Here is a 19,866-nt window from a genome sequence, read left to right as displayed (position 1 = left end):
TCCTCCCGTTCAGGCCGCGGCCGGTTGGGTACGGGTGTCGTGGCAGTCGAGGCATTCGCCGTGGAGTGGTGGGGTTTTGGGGATGCGGTAGCCGACGTCGCGGTCGCAGGTGTCGCAGATGCGGTGGGCGCGGTTCATCGCTCGGATGGCGCGGTGCTGGGCAAGGGTGGGGGTGCGTTTCTCGGTGGCGTGGTGTCCGTCGTAGAGCCAGGCGCGGAGTGGGTCGGTCGGTCGGCGCTGTCGTGGTCGGAGCATTTGGGCGACGGCGGGTTGTCGGCCGGGGCAAAGTCCGGCTTCGCGGAGTTGGCGGCGGGTGAACAGGTGCTCGGGCGCCTCGCCCCAGGGGTAGGTCGGGAGGGGGTGGCGGTCGGCGTTCGGGTCGTAGCAGTCGAGGCTGGTGCGGTAGCGGCGTTCGGACATGGGTGTCTCCCGGGGGGTGAGGGGTGGAGGGGTGTACGCAGAATCCGCAAAATACGCAGAATTAAGCCGCGGGGATCGTTTCTGCTGGTCAAGACCCTGTGTAGTGATCTTGGTGGGTGTACGCAGAATGTACGCAAAATGACTGCAAAAATATGTGCAGGTCAGCGGCTTATGTCCGCAGTGGACTGTGTCTGAGCTGGGAAGATTTCTGCGTACATTCTGCGTACATTTTGCGTACGCGCCTGTAGTTCTGTGACCTGCGGGAACGGGTTTTTGCGGATTGTGCGGATTCTGCGTACGGGGTCAGGGGCGGTCGTCGGGGGCGCGGTAGGTGGGGTGGGGCCAGTAGGTCGGGCTCGGTTTGCGGCCGGGTCCGGTGCGGGCGGGTGGGTCGACGCGCGCGATGTGGCCGCGGTCTTCGAGGACGCTCAGGGCGGGGTCGATCGCGGCGGCGGTGCCGAAGTGGCGGCGGTGGTTGTTGAGGATGTCCCGGCGGGTGAAGCAGGTGGGCCGGGTGCGTTCGATCCAGGCGAGGATGGTGCGGGCGTCGTCGAGGGTGGCGTCGGTGCCCATGTGGTCGTAGGTGGCCAGGGCGTGGGCGAGGAAGTACTCGCCGAGCCGCCGGGCCGCGGCGAAGGTTGCGGCGGTGATTTCGTGCTCGCCCGCGGTGTCGAGGTGGCGGGCGGCGTGGAGGTTCCCGGCCAGGCGGGCGACGGCGCCGGGGTATTTCCCGGCCCAGTCGGTCATGTGCCCGTAGGCCGCTCCGGGGCGCAGGTGCGGTTCGATCTCCGCTTGGAGTTCGTACATGGCCTCGTTCGCGTCGCTGCTGAACACGAACGGCACCGGCTTGGACAGGCCCGCGTAGTGGTGGACCAGGGTGCGCACGCGGGTGTCGTAGGCGGTGGCGACCTCGTCCGGGATCGGGGCGGCGGCGCGGGTTTCGCGGAACCCGAGCGTGGATCTCGGCAGCGAGTACAGGAACCGGCCGAGAAGCCCTTTGTCGCGGGCGTCGGTGATGCCTGCGAGGTTCTTGAGCACGATCGGCTGCACGACCAGCCCGAGCGTGAGGTGCGCGGCGGCGACGCGGATTTCGTCGCGGCCTTGGCGCTCGACGTCGAGGGGTTCTCCGGCGTGCCCGGACAGGAACACGTCGAAGTTCGGGGTGCCGGAGTAGCGCCCGCCGACGATCGAGATGATGCCGCCTTCCGGGGCGAGAACGGCGAGTCTGCCGCCCTGCTCGATCAGGCGGGCGGTGGCCTTTTCCGGGGTGATGTTGTTGACCGCCAACTTCGGCTTCGGCGGCACCGACAGGCTCTGTGCGCGGAGTGCGGCGTCGGTGGCGTCGTCGACCGAGGACGGGTCGTCGCTGGCGGCTTTCTCTTCAGCGTCGCGGGCTTCGCGTTCGGCGATGCGCTTGGCGAGCTGGGCGGCTTCGATCTTGGGCATGGCCTGCTCGATGAGGTGCTGCTCGACGGCGTAGACCGGGGCGGTCATGACCCGGAACACCTCGGACTTGCGGGCGCCGGGTGGCAGGGCGGCGATCAGGAACAGGTTCGCGGGCTCGCTGTAGCCGCGGCGGATACGGATCGAGGCGCGGCCGCCGATCGCGGTCGACATCGCCGCGAGCGCGACGCTTCCGGCCAGGTCCGCCGGGGTCTGGGTGAACTCGGCGACCGCACCGACCATGTCGGCCAGCCAGCCGGGCAGCGCGTCGACCGGGAACGCGGGCAGATCACGCACGCTGTCCAGCGGGATCGGCGCATCCTCCCACCGCGCGGCGTGCTGGCCTGCGGTGTCGGGGACGGCGTGCAGGTGGGTGGTCACGGGTTCCTCCTCTCCGGTGCGGGCGGGATGGTCCGGGCGCTGGATGCGTCCGATACCGGGGCTTTGGGGCTGTGGTGTGCTCATGCGGCGGTGCCTCGCTGGGTGAGCGTGCGGGGGTTGTGGGCGGCGGCGCGGAAGGCGGAGTCGACGGTGGCGTCGATCTGCTCAGCGGTCCACGGCTCGTGGGGTCTCGTCAGAGGCAGCCGGGACATGGCGAGGTGCAGGGCGGTGCGCACTGTGGCGTCGTCGACTGCGCCTCCGGCGACCAGGCGGCCGAGCGCGAGCGCGGCTTCGTAGAGGGTGCGGTTCTGACGCCCTGACTCCGCCGCTGCGACTCGCGCGGTCTCAGCCCGAAGCGCTGCTGCCACGTACCCGGACAGGCGGCCAGGGGCGATCTCACGGGGCGCTGAGAGCGCCGGAGACGGACGCGGAGCGGCGGCCCGGCGCAACCACACCGGCGGATCGGCCGGTGTGGTGTCGTCGAGCAGGTTGTAGAACCCTTCCGGGGTGATCGAACCGGGCGCGACGACGTAGCCGCCACCGGCGCGGGTGTCGACGAGCGGCCCGAGCGTGCCCGCGGTGTTGCGGAATCCGGCGGGAGCACGGAAGTAGTGGTGTGTCCCGCCGGAGGGGGTGGCCACGGTGTAGGTCTCCGGCCAGGGTTCGCCGGAGCGGCGTATGAGGCTGGCGAGCACGCCCGCGCCGGTGGTGATCCCCAGCGTGTTCCAGCCGTCAGGCATCCGGTGTGCGTGCCCGGGCTGGTCGCAGTCGACGACCAAGAGCCCGGATCGTCCCGTGGCGAGGCCGACGTTGTACGGGGTCTCGGCCCAGCAGCGAGCAATGCGGTCCGGGTCGGTCGTGGCTCGCTGTTCCCACCCCTGGTGCTGCTCAGCGCAGAGGCCGGTGCGAGGACAGGACTTCAACCCGTGCAGGGCGGGGACCTTCCGGCCCGGCTGGAGGGGGAAGACGTGCCAGCCGAGTTCGGCCAGGCACAACGCCCACGCGCGAAGCTGCGTCGTCTGGGTGCTCACGCGGCCTCCTTGGGCAGGTCCCGCTGCCGCGCGGGCACGACGGGGATGGTGGGCAGGGTGGTCACGCGTGCGTGGCGCTTGTCGCTGTACATGCGGGTGTCGGCGTGCCCGAGCAGCGCGGGCAGGCTGCTGGTGCGGGCGGTGTCGACGGCTGCGCCGATGGAGACCGACACCGCCAGCGGCAGCCCGTCGATCACGTGGGTGGCGGTGAGGTGGCGGCGCAGCTCGCGGGCGCGGAGTTCGGCGTCGCGGACCTCGTCCAGGTTCGTCAGCAGCACGGCGAATTCGTCGCCGTGCAGCCGGATCGGCACTTCACCGGGCCTGCACGCGTCGGCGAGGTCGGCGGCGATCGCGGTGAGCACGGTGTCGCCGGTGCGGTGGCCGTGGGTGTCGTTGATCAGCTTGAACCGGTCGACGTCGAGCAGCAGCAGTCCGGCGAGCCCGCCGCGTCCGGCGCGGCGCTGCACCCGCCGGAACACGCGGTTGAGCGCGGCGCGGTTTCCGAGCTTCGTGAGCGGGTCGGTGTGCAGCTGGTGGTGCAGGCGGTGGGCGTAGGCCGCGGCGGCGGTGCCACCGGTGGCGGTAGCCATCAGGGCGAGTTCTGCGAACATGGCAGGTACCTCCTGGTGAGGGGGTAGGGGCGGCCCCGGCGCTTTCTCAGGGCGATGGCGGGGCCGCACCGCTACGTGGGGGACAAAGCCTCAGGTGGTGATGTGGCCGTCGTCGCGGGCCGTGGCCAGCAGCTCGTGTTCGAGGCCGGGCGGGATGACCGCGTAGTCGCGGACGGCGTCGAGGACCACGCCGGGCGTGGCGATGCGGTCGGTCAAGTCGCCGCGGTCCACGACCGGGGTGCCTTCGGCGTCGAGGACGAGCCCGAAGAAGGTCGACAGGGGCGCGTCCCAGCCGACGATCACGTCGTACTCGGGGCTACGGGCGGGGAGCTCGTGACGAGACATCGCGGGTTCTCCTTGCAACGGTGGAGAAATTGACGGATGGAGGACGGCCAGATCTGGTCGTTCAGAAGCGGTGGCCGCTGCGCTGCGTCGTGGCGCTGAGCTGGTGCAGTGCCTTGTCGACGCGGTAGAACCCGCCGGTCAGGTAGATGCAACCTCTCACCAGCTGGTGGAGCTGCTCGCGGAGGTCCTGGTAGGCGTCACGCTGCTGCGAGGTCATCTCCACCTCCGGGTCGTCGAGCACCCGGTCGACGCGCTTGTGCAGCGTGTCCGCGAAGCGGTTGAGGTTGATTCCGACGTCGATCGAGTCGCGAAACGCCTCCTTCGCCTCCTGCGGCGAGGCAGGCGCGTGGCGAGCGGCCTTGAGCGCCTTCGTGGCGGTGATCAGGTCGTGCATGGTGGTGATCAAGGCGGCCATGTGCGGTGTCCTCTCGTACGGGGTCAGAGCGCGGTGCGGGTGAGGTGGCGGGAGTCGGCGAGCCGAACGGCGAGGCGCTCGACCCGGTCCCAGTGGCGGATGAGCAGGGTGTGCGCCCGGGTTCGGGCGGCGGTTTCGGTGAGGCTGCCGGGCGTATGGCGGTGGACCTGGCGGTAGTTGAGCCGGTCGCTCCCGCACGAGGCGTAGACCTGGCGGCGGGAGCGGCCGAGCCTCTGGCCGCTCTGCTCGGAGAGCCACAGCGCTTCGGCTTCGCCGCCGGCGGCGACGGCGGTCAGGTAGCCGTCGACCTGGTCGTCGTCGATCTCGGCTTCGGCGATGTCCACTCGGCCGCTGGTGACGTTGCCGCCGTGGTGCCACACGTGCAGGGCTGTGACCTGCATTCCGGCGACTGTGTGGAGCACGGCGTGCCCGGCTTCGTGCACAGCGGCGGCCAGTACGGCGAAGGCGATGTCGTCGTCGGTAACCGTGGCCATAGCGGGTGTCCCTCTCGTTCAGCTCAGGCGTGGTCAGGCGGCGATGAGGGCGAGCGCGGTGAGCGTCAGGCCGGTGAGCAGGCAGTAGATGGCGATGGCGATGCGCTGGTACTTGGTGATGGCCAGCACGGAGAGCACGGCGAGGTGGTGGGCTTCGTCGTTGGCGCGGCGGGGCCGGTCGAAGTCGTTGGCCAGGGCCGCGGGGTCTTGCAGGAACGCGGCCCAGCGCAGGAACCCGGATCGGCAGCCCTGGCCGTTGAGGTTCGGACGCAGCACCCACAGCAGCAGCACGACCGCGGCGGCGGTGGGGATCGCGGCCATCGTCAGCAGCACCATCGCGGCGGTGGAGACCTCGCTGCGCATCAGGGCGACGACGCCGGCCAGCACCGCGCCGAACAACCCGAGCAGGTAGGAGGCTTTAGCGTCGCCGCGCTGCAGCTCTGCGCTGACGCTCGTCTTGGCGTCGGTGACCCGGGCGGCGATCTTCGTCCTGTCGGCAGTGGCGGCGATGTACTCGGTCTTCATCGGTTCCATCCCTTCGATTCCGATTACTCTCTGTATTGACAAATGGGCGCGCGGGGTCACGGATCTGACGTCAATCAAGATCAACTAAGGGGATTTCGCGCGCGCACGCGCGCGCTCGCACGTTGGGCGGGAGTGCGGGCCTGTGCCTGACGTCTGACGTCAGACACAGCCGCCTGTCACGCTGCGTGAGGCGTGTCGGTGTCCTCGTGCGGGGTGGCGAGCCGGTAGATGTCGGCGCGGCCGTCCTTGCCGACCCGGTGCAGGAGGGTGCCGGTGAGCTTGTCGAGTTCTCCGGAGACCCACGAACGGCCGCGGCCGTAGGTGGCCTCGGGGTCCGGGAAGTCCCGGACGGTGAGCTGGGTGCGGCCCGCGGCGGCCATCTGCTCGATGTGGCTGCGCAGCAGCGCCACGGCTTCCTTGCGCGTCGGACGGCCTCCGGGGAAGTCCAGGGTCGTGGTGTCGGCGGGCAGTTCGTGCTCGTCGTCGACGGTTAGCTCGGGGTCGGCGAGTTCGGGGAGGGCGATCGGTTCGTCGTCGAAGTCGGCGGCGTCGGACGGGTCCAGGTTGTCCAGGGACTCGAAGTCGGGAGTCGGCTCCACGCCGTCAGCGCCGGCGACCATCGTGGGCTGGTCGGTGGCCGGGGCAGTCAGGTCGAGGTGGCGGGCGTCGATCGAGTGCATCGCGGGCCGGATGCCGGCATGGGCGTCGATCGCCGCGCGAAGCTGGTCGTCGGTGTGGTCGTGGGTCCGGCCCGGGGTGGTGTAGCGGGCTTCGTCGATGCCGGGTCCTTCGAGGTAGTTGCACCCCGGCCGGCGGTTCTTCCACCGGTCCGGGCGCGCTCCGCCCTCGATGGTGTCCTCGGAGAGCAGGTACCCGGCGTCTTCGATGTCGTTGACCCCGAAGCACCACACCCCGCCGAGCTGGGAGCGCACGTCGGTCGGCATGTTGCGGAAGGTCGCCTTCTGCAACGACAGCACCAGGCTGATCCCGGCCGAGCGGGCTTCCTGCGCGATCCGGATCACGGTCTTGGCGTCGTCGAGCACCCGCGGGGACTCCTCGATCCACACCACCAGGTAGGGCAGCCCGTGCTGCTCGAACGCGGCGGGCACCCACTGGTCGTAGCCCCACTGCCCGAGCTGCGAGGCACGATCGGTGATCAGGCCGGGCAAGCGCTTGACCGCCTTCTTGCAGGCCTTCTCCCCGGTCACCACCTGGTACGGGGCGTCGCCGAGGAAGCCAACCGTCTGCTCCCCCTTGGACGGGTCCATCACGATCAGCCCGGCGTCGCGGCGGGTGAGGATGTCGGTCCAGGCTTCCTTGGCACCGTGGGATTTCCCGGAGCCGTTCATGCCCTGCACGCCGTAGTGCGTGGCGTTGCGGCCCTCGCTCTTGTCACCGGGAAACAGGATGACCTGCGGTTCGGTGTCCTCGTAGAGGCCGACCCGGATCGGCTCCATGATCGAGCCGCCCGGCGCGGACGGACCCGGCCACGGCGACGGGTTCTTGAGCACGTCGCGCGGCACGATCGTCATCGTCGCCTGCGAGGAGTCGTCAGGATTCTCGGTCACCCGCACCGCACCCTTGCCGAGCCCGAACAAGCTGGCGATCCGGCCGGTGGCCTTCTGCACCTCGCTCACCTCCATCTCTCCCCGGGGAAGCTGCAAGCGGGTGGTGACCCGGTTGGGCTCCACCTGCGTGGCCGCGGGCTTCACCCCCGCCAACTTGACCTGCTCGAACAGCCCGTTCTCACCCTCTTCGCCGTCGCCGCCGCGCTTGAGGGCCTTGTAGATCGACCACGACAGCGCCACACCGGCACCGCCGACGGCCCACAGCTCCAGCAGCGGCGTTTCGCCCGGACCGGCGATCGTGCCCGCGGTCATCCAGGCGGCGGTGATCCCGCTGGTGGCGGTGGCGAACTTCCGCGTCAATGCCGCACGGGCACGAGCGCACTGCCAGGTCACCGCAGTGAGCCCCACGCCCAGCAGCGACAGCCCCGCCGACGCCCACGGCGCCACGGCCGGGTCGGTCGCCAGCCACTCGTGCACGCCGTAGGTCACCGGCCACACCGCCGCGTACCCGGCCCACTCCGGCGCGTACGGCGCCAGCCGCGACGGCCAATGCTTCTTCGGGGTGTAGTAGCCGAGCCCCTGCATCTGCTCGGAGACCTGAAGGTCACCGTTGCGGTTGCTCTTGCCAGCCATCGTCTTCTCCTCTCCCGGTGGCCTTCTCGGTCGCCGAACGTCGTCTCACCCGGTCACTCGTCGAACTCGAAGCGCCGCGCCCGCTGCTTCTCCCGGGCCGCGGACACCTCCGGCGAGTAGTGCTTGAGGAAGGACATGTAGGTCGCCACCGTCGACTTCGACGCGACCTCGATCGCCGCCGCAGCCTGCTTGAGCTGACGGGCCACCAGCTTCGACCGCACCCGCGAGTCCATCCCGCCGAACTTCGGGTCGGCCGTCTTCACGTACCGCAGCGCCGCTTCCAACTCCTCGGCCGAGACGTGCAGCTCGTGGTACAGCGGGTGGAACAACCGCCGCGCGTTCTCGCAGTACTGGCGGATCGACGACGAGGACACGAACTCCGGCGAACCCAAGATTTCCTTGCTCATCAGGGAAAACCCTTCTCTTGCGTGACTACTTCGGACACTCCGCCGAGCCGGTGCTCAGGCGGCGATCTCGGTGGACTCGGTGGCCATCCGGGCCCGTGCGGCGATCAGCGCCGCACGCGCGGTCTCGTACCGGACCCCGAGCCGCCGGGGCGCTTCCCGATACGGCAAGCCGCGCTTCCCGCCGGTCTCGGCGCGACGCTTGCGATCCAGGCGCTCGGCCCGGTCGATCAGCTCGATCGGCAGCGCCACACCCCCACTCGCGGCAGCCGCTTCCGCGGTGCTTCCCGCCTCCGCGGGAGCCGCTTCCCGCTCCGACCCGGCACCAATCCCCGCCGCCTCGGTGGACGAGGACAGCTCGACGGGCTGAGCAGCCACGGAAGCGGCTGTCTGGTCGCTCACCGGCGCTTCCTGCTCGGGCTGGCCGAGTGCCGGGCTGGTCGCTTGATCCACGGGCTCAGCAGGAACGGCCGGGACAGGCTCGGAGACCTGCTGGGAAGCATCCTCAGTGCTGGCCGCGTCCGCTTCCCGCCGCTCGGTGAGCACCAAGGCCATCAGGTGCGACAGCAGCCACGCCAGCACTACCGGTCCCGCGCCGACCGCCACCGCCGCAGGGTCCGGCAGCTCCCCGCCCCGCAGTGCGTCCCACGTGTTCAACCCGAGCCCGGAACCACCTGCCAGCAGCAGCACCGACCACGCCCACCGGCGGATCTTCGCGCTCCTGGCAGTCGTGACCTCGTTGAGCGCCAGCAGGGTCGCCAGGTCGTTCGTCGAAGCGAACACCACCGCCAGATGCTCACCCAGCAGCGGGGCCACCGCGTCCTTCTGCCCGGCAAACGAGAGCGCCAGCGCACCGAGCATCACCAGGAACAGGCCCGATTTGCGGATCATCGCCGCGCCCCTTTGCCCCGGCCGGTGCCCCCGGTGCTGATGCGCACCGTGCCGCGGCCCAGCGAGCGCAACTCACCGACGACCTGCAACCACCACAACCGGCCCATGACCAGCCCCCACAACGCGCACAGCGCCGTGACTCCGAGCATCCAGCCCAGCCCCATCGCCACCAGGCCGAGCGACCCGGCACCGAACAGCACCGGCAACAGCAGCAACTTCACCAGCCGCCACCCCATCCGGATCGGCAGCAGCGCCACATCCACCGCCGCGCTCATGCCGCCTCACCACCCCGGACCACCCGGAACGGACGCAGCGGCAGCACCTGAGCCGGACGCGTCTGCGAACGGTGGGTGTGGACGGCGGTGCGCTTCTTCTGCAACCGCACCAGCACCGACCGGCGCTGCGAACGGGCCTTGTCGAGCCGCCGCTGCGCCAGCTCGTCCGACCGTCCCGCGTCCTCCGCGTCCAGCACCGCGATCTCAGCCGCCAACACCCGCTCGTCGGCCTCCGCCACGTCCGGGTGCTCCGACAGCTCACCGTGCCCGGCCAGCAGCAGATCCTCCGGGCTCGGACCGGACAGACCCTCCAGGAAGTCCACCGGATACGGGTCCGGCTCGACGTCGTGCTCACCGAACGCCTGACGCACCTTCAGCGAGAAGTACTCGGGGTCTACCTGCTGCATCAGCTGCTTCGCTCCGGGCTTGTTCGCTGCGGTTGAACCGATGTCGTGCATGAATCTCTCCTCTGTCGGGGTGCCTGAGCACCGGGTGAGTTGATACTGGACTTGAAACAAGACTGATGTCAAGCGCAAAACAGACCTGTCGTCAGGTTTCCCTCGTGCCTCGCGCTTGGCTACACTCCTGAAACAGGCCCGATTTCAAGCGAGGGGTGTATGGATCAGGACTTGGACTGGACCGCGGTTGGCAAGGCAGTCTCGGAGCGCATGAAGCAACTCGGCCTGCGGCAGCGGGACGTCGCAGACAAGGCGGATGTCGGTCTATCGACCGTCCAGGAACTCGCGAACGGCAAACGGCGGGAGCGCAACCCCAAGACGCTCATGGCGATTTCCAACGCGCTGGGCTGGCCGTCAGGCAAGATCGCGGCGATTGCGCGGGGCAACCCCGAGAGCGTCGAGCCGACCCTCGAAGAGCGGGTGTCCGCGCTTGAGGCCACGCTCGCCGAGGTGGTCAGTCGGTTGGAAGATCGCTGAACCGGTGTGGTGCGCATGAGAAAAAGGTATGTGCAGGTCAGCGCGATGTGGACTGACTGCGAGTACGAGTCTCGAAGGGGGTGGAGGAGCTGCGCGGGCAGAGTGGCGATACAGGTCTGACTGCCAGTGAGTCCCCCGTCGCAGGCAGGGTCGCCGGGGCTGTTCTGGCCGCCATTCGAGGCGAGGTGAGGTTGACCCAGCAAGGTCTTGCGGAGGCCATGCAGGTGTCGCTGGCGACGGTGCAGGGGTGGGAGTCCGGTAGGCGGCCGCTGATCAACCTGCCGATGGCGCGCTTTGGGAAGCTCCGCCGCGTGCTCCAGCTATCGACGGTCACGTCGGCACGCCTGACGGTTCTCTCCGAGGCCATGCAGGCGGACGAGATCTTGTCCGAGATCGGCAGCGAAGACCCAGCTACCCACCCACTCGCGCTCGTAGTGCCCACTCGGCTGCAGACCGAACTGCTCACGTGGCCGATGACGGGTGTTCCGCCCCGCCAGCTCGCTGGGACGAAAGCCCGCTTGGACGTCGCGAAGGGTGAACGGGATCAGCTCGCCACCGCCCTGCGCACCGTCGCGAGCCGGGCCGATCGAGGAGTCGAAGGAGCGATGCTCCGCAGGCAAGCGCAATACCTCGTCGCCGAGCACGCGAAGTCGGCGGACTGGGTCGCGCAGATGCGGGCCGAAGACGTGCGGGCGGCTCGGGACATTCGCGAATGGTCGCCGGAGTGGGCGGTCACCAGGTCGCGGGCGATCAGCTCGGCCGCTGCGGGCGACCTGGAACCCCTGTCAAGGTTCATCGAGCACGGGCTCGGCACGGAGGCTGCGGTGAAGGCCAACCTGGCGTACTGGGCCTACTGGGTAGGCGAGATCCCCGAGCCCTGGACCAGCGATGCCGACATGCTCGCCGATGACCAACCCTGGTCAGGCGAGCTGCTGCTCAATTCCCTCCTGGACGGGCTGGAGAACGCCCCGTACCGGGATCTGTGCGCGCACGCACTGAACGCCCTGATCCCGTTCCGCCGCGGGCTGGATCGCCCTGATCATCGGCGACGAGTGCTCGACGCGATCGACCGGGCGACGGCGGCGCACGACTTCGCCCGTGATTCCCTACGAAAACTCGATCAGCTCTCCTACGCCTTGAGGAGCACCCATGCCTGACCAGCGGTTCGCCGAGATCATCGCGTTCGCCCACGAAGCTGGGCACCTCAAGCACACCCCGCGCACCGGCTGGCTGCTCGGGGGAGTCCGCAATGGCGAAAGCGTGGCAGAGCACTCGTACCGGGTGGCCGTGCTCGCGTACGTCATCGCGGCGTGTGAGGGGGCGAATCCGGAGCGCGCCGCGACACTCGGTCTTTTCCACGATCTGCCCGAGACTCGCATCGGCGATGTCCCGAGCGTCGGGAAGAAGTACGTGAGCACGGCCAGCCCGCACGACATCGTCAGCGACCAGGTAGCGGACTTGCCCGCGGACCTCCGAGACCGGATCGTGTCCGCGGTGGACGAACACGAGTCCGCCAAAACCGCTGAGGCAACGCCGGAATCCCGGTGCAGCCGGGACGCGGACAAGCTCGAATGCCTGCTGCAAGCCCGGGAGTACCAGCGGGAGGGCTACACCGAGCTCGATGAGTGGGTGCGCTCCAGTGCTGAAGCCGTGAGCACCGCGACGGGCAAGGCACTCGCCGCCGCTGCGATGGACGTTCCGCCGGGGGAATGGTGGGGTTCGTTCGCCCGCGCCGTCGGTAGGTAGCCGGAGCTGGCGAAGCGGTCCCCGGCTCGGTGGCCGGGGACCGGTCAGGCCTTCGAGTGGCCGGCGAAATGGGCTCCCCACGTGCCATTTACGGACACGCGGGCATTTGCCAGGGTGTTTCCGCTGGTGAAAGCTGGTTCAGTGGAACCACTCAAAATCCGTACAGTGTCAGTTCGACTCTGACCGGGGGCACCACCGCTCACCAGCGGAAACAACCGAAGATCTGGATCATGGTCTGGTCCGCTGGGTGTGGCCTTGGGCGAGCATGCTCAAGGCCGTATTGCTGCGCGCTCGAAGTCCCGCGAGCGCGGTCCAGGCGCGAGCTGCTGGCTTCCGGGTGGTCGCGCGCGGGCGTCGAACCGGTCACCGGCAAGCGGGTCTACCTGCGCGAGACGATCAAGGGCACGAACGACGCCGCGCGCGAGCGCGCCGAGAAGGTCCTGACGAAGTTGCTCAACCAGGTCAACGAGCAGAACTCGGCGCCGTCGACCGCCGCGCTGTCCTACGCACTGAGCGAGTGGCTGCGCGCCAGCGAACTGGAAGAGAGCACGCGCCACACGTACGAGGGCTACCTCCGACGCACCAGAGGGCTACCTCCGGCGCACCATCCTCCCCGCGCTCGGCGGGACAGCGGTCAACAAGATCAGTGCGCGGATGCTGGAGAGCTCCTACAGCGAACTGCGGCCGCACCCGCGGCGACGGCACGCCGCAGATCGAGAAGCACGCCCGCGACGGCGAGCACGAACGCGCCGAGTCCGGCTGCACGCCGCACGTGGCGGATCCGAGTCGCGCGTCGACGTGGGGAGTGCTGAACCGGAGCGGCGGAGAGCACACGACGGCTCGCGCCTGCACATCACCCGGTGACGTACACGATGATGTCCCGCGACGTTTCCAAAGTAGGGGTCAACAGGATCCTTTCGGCTAATGCGTCGGCGACCCGTCCTCCGCAGACTTCGGGAAACACGTTGGACCACCGGAAGGTTTCCCATCATGAACGGTCGCGCCCGTCGTGACGTCGGCACCACGACATCGAGCGCCGCATGAAGGAAGCGGTACTCGACGTCCTGACCACGCTCCTCGCCTCGCCGTGGTGGTACGTCGCCTTGTTCTCCTTCTCGGCGATCGACGGCTTCTTCCCCGTGGTACCCAGCGAAAGCCTCGTCATCACGGCCGGCGTGTTCGCCGCGAACGGGACGACGAACCTCGCCCTGGTCATCGCCGTGTCGGCTGCGGGTGCCGTTCTCGGCGACCACGTCTCGTACTTCGTCGGGCGGTTCGCCGGGGCCAAGCTGCTCAGGCACCTCCGGACCGCCCCTCGACGCCGAGCCGCGTTCGACTGGGCCAGCAGCACTCTCGCGGAGCGCGGCGGGTTGATCCTCGTCATCGCCCGGTACATCCCCGGCGGCCGCACCGTCACCACGCTGACCGCCGGGATGGTCGGTTATCCGCTGTACCGCTTCACCTGCTTCGACCTGCTCGCGGGCGTGAGCTGGGGTGTCTACTCAGGACTGATCGGCTACTCGGGCGGCATCGCCTTCGAGCGCAACCCGATCCTGGGTCTGCTGTTCGGCTTGGGACTCGCCCTGTCGGTCACGGTCCTGGTCGAGGCAGGACGGTGGCTCTACCGGCGCCGCCGCCCCGAGTCGGACGAGGCGGAACCCGAGAACTCCGACCCGGTGACGTCCTCCCGGTGAAATCAGTCCAAACCCGCGTCGTGCACCAGGATCGCCGCTTGGACCCGGTTGCGGAAGCCGAGCTTGGACAGCGACCGGCTCACGTGCGCCTTCACGGTCGCCTCGCTCATGAACAGCTCCCGGGCGATCTCGGCGTTCGACAGCCCTCGTGCCACAGCGCGGATCACGTCGTGTTCACGGGCCGTGAGCACGTCCAGCCGCCGGCGGAACTTCTCGACCTCCGACTGCTCGGTTTCGGCGAAGGTCGTCAGCAGCCTCTTGGTCACCGTGGGCGAGAGCATCGCGCTCCCGGCCGCGACGGTGCGCACCGCACCGAGCAGGTCCCGCGGCTCGGTGTCCTTGAGCAGGAATCCGACCGCGCCCGCCCGCAGGGCCCGGTGCACGTAGTCGTCCAGGGCGAAGGTCGTGAGCATGATGATCTTGGGCGGATCGGCGCGGCGCTGGAGTTCCTCCGACGCGGCGAGTCCGTCCATGGTCGGCATGCGGACGTCCATGAGCACGACGTCCGGCCGGTGCCTGGCGACGGCGTCCACGGCTTCCCTGCCGTCACCGGCCTCGCCGACCACCTCGACGTCCTCGGCCGGATTGAGGATCAAGCGCAGGCCGGTACGCACCAGCGTCTCGTCGTCGACGAGCAGGACCCGAATCACGCAACCCCCTCAGCCACTTCGCCCCGCGTCCGAACACCGAGGGTATCCCGTCACGTACGCGGCGAGGTCACCTCGTCATCATCCCATCCACGCCCTGACCGCCGTGTACCACGCCACGAATCCGATCCCTCCACCTGACGCCATCCGCTCGCCCAGCCCTGTCCGATCCGACGACACAGCACGGAGATTCCATGATCACGGTGCACGACGTGACGAAGCGTTACGGGAGCACGACCGCTGTCCAAGACCTGACCTTCGAGGTAAGTCCAGGGCAGGTCACCGGGTTCCTCGGCCCGAACGGGGCCGGCAAGTCGACCACCATGCGGATGATCCTCGGCTTGGACCGGCCGACTTCCGGCGAGACCCGGATCAACGGCAGCACCTACGCCGCGCTGCGCGATCCGCTGCGCGAGAGCGACCAACCATCCGACACCACGTGATGCACCAACAACAACACATGCTCGGTCACGTCATTCGGCTTGTCGTCGGAATGCACGACGAAAGGAGTGGGGCGCACGGGAATGTCGATCGCGAGATCGAATCTGACCTGCCCGTCCGAGACGAGTTCGCCTCGCAAGTCGCTCTCGGGCACCTCGACCGTGGTGCAACCGAGTCGTACCGACTCTGGTGCCAGCACGACCTGGAACGGCCCCTCCTCGTCTTCCCTGAAGACCGTTCTCAACGACTCGTGGCGTTCGACCACATCGGACAGTGCCGCTCGCATCGCCGCATGGTCGACGGTGCCGGGGATCCGGGGCGCTACCGGCGTGACCCCGCCGGCCGGGCGGGTGGGTGATCGGTACGGCGGCTCATCACTCCGATCCCCGAGTGGACCCGCCGGACTCCACCGGAGTGGTCGGCAACGTCGCCTGGACGGAGAACCCGCCGTCCGGGGTCGGCCCGGTGGTGAGCGTGCCGTGCAGCAGTCCCACCCGCTCGTGCAGGCCGACCAGTCCGAGACCGCTGCCCGGCAGCCCCTCCGATACCCGTTCCGGAGCCGCGTTGCTGACACCGACCTCCACCGCGGACGTCAGGTACCGCACCGTCACCTCGGTCCTGGCGGTTCCGGCGTGCTTGTGCACGTTGGTGAGCGCTTCTTGCGCGAGCCGGTAGGCGGTGTGGTCGACCATCGCGGGCAACGCCACAGGCGTGCCTTCACACCGATAGCGAACGTCGAGGCCGGCGGAGCGAGACCGTTCCACCAGATCCTCGATGTCCGCCACGGTGGCCTGCGGCTGCAGCTGGACCTCCGACGGGTGGAGTCGCAGCACGCCGAGCACCTCGCGGAGCTGCCCCAGCGCCTCCCGGCCGGTGCGGCGGATCAGCGCGGCCTCGTCCGCCAGCAGTTCGTTCGGCGAGTTCGCCTCGATCGCGCCCGCGTGGAGCACCATCAGCGACACCCGGTGCGCCACCACGTCGTGCATCTCGCGGGCGATGCGAGAGCGCTCCTGCGCGCGGGCTTGCTCCGCGCGGGCCTCCTGCGACCGCAGAAGCTGCTGGGTGCGTTCCCGCAGCCCCTCGACGACCTGCCGTCGCGCTTTCACCCACAGTCCGATGAACAACGGCAGCACGACGAACAGGGCCACCCCGCCGAAGGAACTCTGGACCGAGTCCCACCCGACGTCCGGCCGCCCCACGCGCACGAGAGTGGGCGCCATGACCGCTGCCGTCGCCGCGACCGCGTAGGTCGCGAGGACGAACGAGCGCAGGCGCAACGCCGCCCGGAACGACGCGACGCAGAGCAACGGCCAGAGCGAGGCGATCAACCAAGTACCGAACGCGAGTGCGTACAACGGCCACGACCAGCGAGGCGCCAGCCAGGTCACGACCGCCGAGAGGGTGGCGATCAGCAGGGTCAGGGCGAGGCCCGGAATCGAGGTGAACGCGGCCGGTTCGGCTACCAGAGCTCCGGCGGGGAGGAAGGTCGCGACGAACACCGCAAGGCACACCGCCACGGCGAGCACGCGGTCGGCCGTCGACCACGACCGGTCCTTCGCATCGAGCTGCTGGGATTCCGAGCGCGCCTTGGGGTCCACGCGCCGAGCGTAACGGCCGTTCGACGTCCCCTTTCGAGGCGCGACTTTAGTTGCAGATCGTCTATCCGATCGGCCGACGGCAGCGAACTCTCCCGGGCACGACGCTGTGCGGATGACTCAAACGACCGCTGCCGTCCGTGCAGCCGGATTGACCAAGGTGTACGGCCATGCCGAGGCGCGCGTCGTGGCTCTCGACAGCGTCGACGTCGAGTTCCGCAGCGAGCAGTTCACCGCCATCATGGGACCGTCCGGGTCGGGCAAGTCGACGCTGATGCACTGCGTCGCGGGACTCGACGCCCCCAGCGACGGTGAGGTCTTCGTCGGCGGCACCGCCCTGACCGGCCTCGACGACGTCGCCCTCACCGAGCTGCGCCGGGACCGGATCGGGTTCGTGTTCCAGGCGTTCAACCTGCTCCCCACGCTGACCGCCTGGGAGAACATCACGCTCCCGCTGGACCTCGCCGGGCGCAAGCCCGACCCGCAGGTGGCCGAATCGATCATCGAGGCGATCGGCTTGCGGGACCGGCTCAGCCACCGGCCGAGCGAACTCTCCGGCGGCCAGCAACAGCGAGTGGCATGCGCCCGTGCCCTCATCACCCAGCCGGACGTGGTGTTCGCCGACGAACCGACCGGTGCGCTCGACTCCAGGTCGTCGTCGGACATCCTGTCGTTCCTCCGCCGCAGCGTGGACGACTTCGACCGCACCGTGGTCATGGTGACCCACGAGCCGATGGCCGCTACCTACGCGGACCGGGTGTTGTTCCTCGCCGACGGCCGCCTGGTGGACGAGATGTACGCACCGACCGCCGAAGGCGTGCTGGACAAGATGAAGTCCCTGGAGAAGGTCGGTCTCTGATGCTGCGAGCAATGCTGCGCGATCTCCGCGCACACCGGGGCCGCCTGGCCATGACCTTGGTCGCGATCGCGCTCGGCGTCGCGTTCGTCGTCGCGAGCTTCGTCGTCTCCGACTCCCTGGCCAAGACGCTCGCCGGGCAGACCGCCCGGGGTGGGGTCGACGTGTCGGTGCAGACCGCGTCCCAGGACCCGGATCTGACGCTCGCCGACCGCGACGCGTTGGCGGCCCCGAACGGCGTCGCCGAGGCGCACGGCGTGATCGCCGGACGTGCGGGTGTGGTGGGCACCGACGGCAAGCTGGTCTCGACGGGCACGGACCTGGCGGGCACGAACTGGGACGAGACCGGCCGGTTCACCCTCGTTGACGGGCGAGGGCCGCAGCGTCCGGGTGAGGTGGCCCTCGCCGAGTCGCGCGCCGGCGAGGCACGGCTCGCCCTGGGTGATCGTGCCCGGATCGTGCTCGGCGACGGCCGCATCGACGAACCCGTCGTCGTCGGGCTCTTCCAGTACTCCGCGCTGGGGCCCGATGCCGCGGGCCGCTCCGAGCACGTCCCGTCCATCGCCTACGACGGGGCGACCGCGGCGTCGCTCGTCGGAGACCGCTTCGACCGCATCGAACTCACGGGCACCCCCGGAACCGAACCCAGCACGCTGCGCCAGGCCGCCGAGCAGACCATCGGAGCCGGGCACGCCACCGATGAGTACAGCGTGTCCACCGGTGCCGAGCTGGTCACGAACGCCGAGCAGGCCGCGGACAAGACGGCGTCGGACACACTCGCGCAACTGCTGCCCTTCGCGGCGATCGCGCTGTTGGTCGGCATGTTCGTCATCACCAACACCTTCAGCCTCCTGGTCACCCAGCGAACGAGGCAGTTCGCGCTGCTCCGCGCGGTAGGTGCCCATCGCAGGCAGGTCCGGTCGAGCGTGGTGGTCGAGGCGACCGCGCTCGCGTGCGTCGGGGCGACGATCGGCACGGTGCTCGGGATCGGGCTCGGCCTGATCGTGTTCCGGTTCATGCAGCCCGAGGGCGACGTGGTCCGCTACGGAGTTCCGCTGCTCGGCGTCGGGTCGGGCTACCTGGTGGCGGTCCTGGTGACCGTCGCGGCGGCTTACGGTGCCGCCCGGCGCGCGGCGGCGGTCTCCCCGATGGCCGCCCTGCGCAACGACGCGGTGACGTCGAAAGGCCCGCACACCCGCCAGTCCATCGCCGGCGGGATCTGCGTGGTCGCGGGCCTGGTCGCGATCGTGGCCACCGCGTCTCCCGGTCTCGGCACCCTCGAACGGATGATCGCGATCGGCGGTGCCGTGCTGTGCACGGGCGGGGTACTGCTGCTGACTCCGGTCGCGGCCGGCGCGCTGCGCCCTCTCGCCACCTGGTCGCAGGGCTGGGGAGGCCCGGCGACACGGCTCGGGATGCGCAACGCGGCCCGCGACCCCCGGCGTACGGCCGCCACCGCGACCACCCTGATGGTCGGGCTCGGGCTCGTGTGCGCCTTCGCGACGCTCAGCTCCAGTCTGGCCACGATGGTGACGGCCTCGATCCGGCTGAACATCCCGGTGACCTCGACGGTGCTGGAACCGGCCGCCGGTGGCGCCGCCACCCTCGGCCCCGGCGTGGTCGGGGAACTCAGGTCGCTGCCCGCCGTCTCCACCGTCCTCGCCAGCAGGGACACCTTCGCCGAAATCCGGCACGAGGGTGGCACGAGCGAGCGCATCGTCTCCGCGATCGACCGCGAGGGGCTGGGCGAGGTGCTCACCCCGAAGATCACCGAAGGGACCGACGACGTGTCGCGCGGTGCGATCATCGCGCAGAACGAGGCGAACATGCTCGGCCTCGAGGTCGGCGACCCGCTCGAGCTGGTCGTCGAGGGAACGCCGGTGAAGACCGCGGTGGTCGGCGTCTACGACGCCACCGAAGCACAGGCGAGCATCTTCTTCGACCAGGCCCTGGCACCGCCGCACCTGCGCGACCACGTCACGACGGTCTACGCCGGCGGCCCCGACCCGCAGGCCGCGCGCGAGGCCATCGCGACCGCCTTCCAGGACCGTCCCGAGATCTCGATCACCGATCGGGACGGGGTGATCGCCGACCGGGTGGAGGAGTTCCGGTACGGCCTGCTGGTCATGTACGCGATGTTCGGCGTCGCGATCGTGATCGCCGTCTTCGGCGTCGTCAACACGCTCGCGCTCTCGGTGATGGAGCGGTCCCGCGAGATCGGCGTGACCCGCGCGGTCGGAGCCGGCCGCGCCCTCGTCCGCCGTACGATCAGGGTGGAGAGCATCGTGATCTCCCTGTTCGGCGGCATCCTCGGGGTCGGTGTCGGAGTCGGTACCGGGACGGTGATGCAGCACGCGATGCTCGGGCAGGCGCTGTCCCGGGCGACGCTCCCGTGGACGCTGATCCTGCTCGCCCTGGTCGGGATCGTCATCGTCGGTGTGCTGGCCTCGCTATGGCCCGCCCACCGGGCGGCACGCACCAACATGCTGGAGGCGATCGGGTCCGACTGACCCGCC

The 19,866-nt window shown here is 69.5% G+C and carries 21 protein-coding genes and 2 pseudogenes; 7 read left to right on the top strand and 16 right to left on the bottom strand.

Features of this window, described 5'->3' with window-relative positions:
* Positions 1–9: 9 nt before the first annotated feature.
* The 13 genes and pseudogenes from H1226_RS08585 to H1226_RS08525 form a co-directional block, all read right to left on the bottom strand.
* The gene (locus H1226_RS08585) at positions 10–420 is read right to left on the bottom strand and encodes an RRQRL motif-containing zinc-binding protein (RefSeq protein WP_258348284.1); all 411 of its coding nucleotides are present in this window, start codon (positions 418–420) and stop codon (positions 10–12) included.
* A gap of 303 nt (positions 421–723) precedes the next feature.
* Positions 724–2,244, bottom strand: a complete 1,521-nt coding sequence (locus H1226_RS08580) for a YfjI family protein (RefSeq protein ID WP_258348283.1) — start codon at positions 2,242–2,244, stop codon at positions 724–726.
* A gap of 80 nt (positions 2,245–2,324) precedes the next feature.
* A complete protein-coding gene (locus tag H1226_RS08575; protein WP_258348282.1) occupies positions 2,325–3,275 on the bottom strand; it encodes a bifunctional DNA primase/polymerase in 951 nt (316 codons plus the stop codon).
* A complete protein-coding gene (locus tag H1226_RS08570) occupies positions 3,272–3,886 on the bottom strand; it encodes a GGDEF domain-containing protein (RefSeq protein WP_258348281.1) in 615 nt (204 codons plus the stop codon). Before H1226_RS08570 ends, H1226_RS08575 begins: the two co-directional genes overlap by 4 nt.
* Positions 3,887–3,976: 90 nt before the next feature.
* On the bottom strand, positions 3,977–4,231 hold the full coding sequence (locus H1226_RS08565) for a hypothetical protein (protein WP_258348279.1): 255 nt from the start codon (positions 4,229–4,231) through the stop codon (positions 3,977–3,979).
* Positions 4,232–4,292: 61 nt separating this feature from the next.
* A complete protein-coding gene (locus H1226_RS08560) occupies positions 4,293–4,646 on the bottom strand; it encodes a hypothetical protein (RefSeq protein WP_258348277.1) in 354 nt (117 codons plus the stop codon).
* Positions 4,647–4,669: 23 nt separating this feature from the next.
* Positions 4,670–5,047, bottom strand: coding sequence for a hypothetical protein (locus tag H1226_RS08555; protein ID WP_258348274.1), 378 nt, complete (start codon positions 5,045–5,047; stop codon positions 4,670–4,672).
* A 126-nt stretch (positions 5,048–5,173) separates the two neighbouring features.
* Entirely contained in the window at positions 5,174–5,665 is a 492-nt protein-coding gene (locus H1226_RS08550; RefSeq protein WP_258348273.1) for a Pycsar system effector family protein, read from the bottom strand.
* Positions 5,666–5,841: 176 nt separating this feature from the next.
* Positions 5,842–7,866, bottom strand: a complete 2,025-nt coding sequence (gene traB, locus H1226_RS08545; RefSeq protein ID WP_258348271.1) for a plasmid transfer protein TraB — start codon at positions 7,864–7,866, stop codon at positions 5,842–5,844.
* A gap of 53 nt (positions 7,867–7,919) precedes the next feature.
* Positions 7,920–8,279: pseudogene (traA, locus tag H1226_RS08540) on the bottom strand (plasmid transfer protein TraA); the annotation flags it as partial.
* 48 nt (positions 8,280–8,327) lie between these two features.
* Entirely contained in the window at positions 8,328–9,161 is an 834-nt protein-coding gene (locus H1226_RS08535; protein ID WP_258348267.1) for a hypothetical protein, read from the bottom strand.
* The gene (locus H1226_RS08530; protein ID WP_258348266.1) at positions 9,158–9,436 is read right to left on the bottom strand and encodes a hypothetical protein; all 279 of its coding nucleotides are present in this window, start codon (positions 9,434–9,436) and stop codon (positions 9,158–9,160) included. The genes H1226_RS08535 and H1226_RS08530 overlap by 4 nt, the downstream gene beginning before the upstream one ends.
* On the bottom strand, positions 9,433–9,894 hold the full coding sequence (locus H1226_RS08525) for a hypothetical protein (RefSeq protein WP_258348265.1): 462 nt from the start codon (positions 9,892–9,894) through the stop codon (positions 9,433–9,435). Before H1226_RS08525 ends, H1226_RS08530 begins: the two co-directional genes overlap by 4 nt.
* Positions 9,895–10,065: 171 nt before the next feature.
* Between H1226_RS08525 and H1226_RS08520 the strand changes: the two genes are divergently transcribed.
* The 4 genes from H1226_RS08520 (at position 10,066) to H1226_RS08505 (ending at position 13,811) form a co-directional block, all read left to right on the top strand.
* Positions 10,066–10,371 carry a helix-turn-helix domain-containing protein gene (locus H1226_RS08520; protein ID WP_258348264.1) on the top strand — a complete coding sequence of 102 codons (306 nt, stop codon included), beginning with the start codon at positions 10,066–10,068 and terminating at the stop codon, positions 10,369–10,371.
* A 191-nt stretch (positions 10,372–10,562) separates the two neighbouring features.
* Positions 10,563–11,528: a helix-turn-helix domain-containing protein gene (locus H1226_RS08515; protein WP_258348263.1), complete on the top strand. Its 966-nt coding sequence runs from the start codon at positions 10,563–10,565 to the stop codon at positions 11,526–11,528.
* On the top strand, positions 11,521–12,117 hold the full coding sequence (locus H1226_RS08510) for an HD domain-containing protein (protein ID WP_258348261.1): 597 nt from the start codon (positions 11,521–11,523) through the stop codon (positions 12,115–12,117). The genes H1226_RS08515 and H1226_RS08510 overlap by 8 nt, the downstream gene beginning before the upstream one ends.
* Positions 12,118–13,157: 1,040 nt before the next feature.
* Positions 13,158–13,811, top strand: coding sequence for a DedA family protein (locus tag H1226_RS08505; protein WP_258348259.1), 654 nt, complete (start codon positions 13,158–13,160; stop codon positions 13,809–13,811).
* Between the two features lie 2 nt (positions 13,812–13,813).
* Here the strand turns inward: H1226_RS08505 and H1226_RS08500 are convergent, their stop codons facing one another.
* The gene (locus tag H1226_RS08500) at positions 13,814–14,461 is read right to left on the bottom strand and encodes a response regulator (RefSeq protein ID WP_224955878.1); all 648 of its coding nucleotides are present in this window, start codon (positions 14,459–14,461) and stop codon (positions 13,814–13,816) included.
* Between the two features lie 191 nt (positions 14,462–14,652).
* On the opposite strand from H1226_RS08500, the pseudogene H1226_RS08495 reads away from it, so the two are divergent.
* A pseudogene (locus H1226_RS08495) lies at positions 14,653–14,871 on the top strand (ATP-binding cassette domain-containing protein); the annotation flags it as partial.
* Here the strand turns inward: H1226_RS08495 and H1226_RS08490 are convergent.
* Together H1226_RS08490 and H1226_RS08485 are read right to left on the bottom strand one after the other, a co-directional pair.
* Positions 14,844–15,185 carry a condensation domain-containing protein gene (locus H1226_RS08490; RefSeq protein WP_258348255.1) on the bottom strand — a complete coding sequence of 114 codons (342 nt, stop codon included), beginning with the start codon at positions 15,183–15,185 and terminating at the stop codon, positions 14,844–14,846. The pseudogene H1226_RS08495 and the gene H1226_RS08490 sit on opposite strands and share 28 nt — an antisense overlap.
* A gap of 88 nt (positions 15,186–15,273) precedes the next feature.
* Positions 15,274–16,497: a sensor histidine kinase gene (locus tag H1226_RS08485; RefSeq protein ID WP_258348253.1), complete on the bottom strand. Its 1,224-nt coding sequence runs from the start codon at positions 16,495–16,497 to the stop codon at positions 15,274–15,276.
* 112 nt (positions 16,498–16,609) lie between these two features.
* On the opposite strand from H1226_RS08485, the gene H1226_RS08480 reads away from it, so the two are divergent.
* The gene (locus H1226_RS08480) at positions 16,610–17,353 is read left to right on the top strand and encodes an ABC transporter ATP-binding protein (RefSeq protein ID WP_224955849.1); all 744 of its coding nucleotides are present in this window, start codon (positions 16,610–16,612) and stop codon (positions 17,351–17,353) included.
* On the top strand, positions 17,353–19,860 hold the full coding sequence (locus H1226_RS08475; RefSeq protein WP_258348252.1) for an ABC transporter permease: 2,508 nt from the start codon (positions 17,353–17,355) through the stop codon (positions 19,858–19,860). The genes H1226_RS08480 and H1226_RS08475 overlap by 1 nt, the downstream gene beginning before the upstream one ends.
* The last annotated feature ends 6 nt before the right edge of the window (positions 19,861–19,866 follow it).

Origin of the sequence: Saccharopolyspora gregorii (assembly GCF_024734405.1) — a bacterium.
In the GTDB taxonomy this organism is placed as follows: domain Bacteria; phylum Actinomycetota; class Actinomycetes; order Mycobacteriales; family Pseudonocardiaceae; genus Saccharopolyspora_C; species Saccharopolyspora_C gregorii.
The sequence above is the reverse complement of the archived record's forward strand: the minus strand, read 5'-3'. Positions and strand labels throughout refer to the sequence as shown.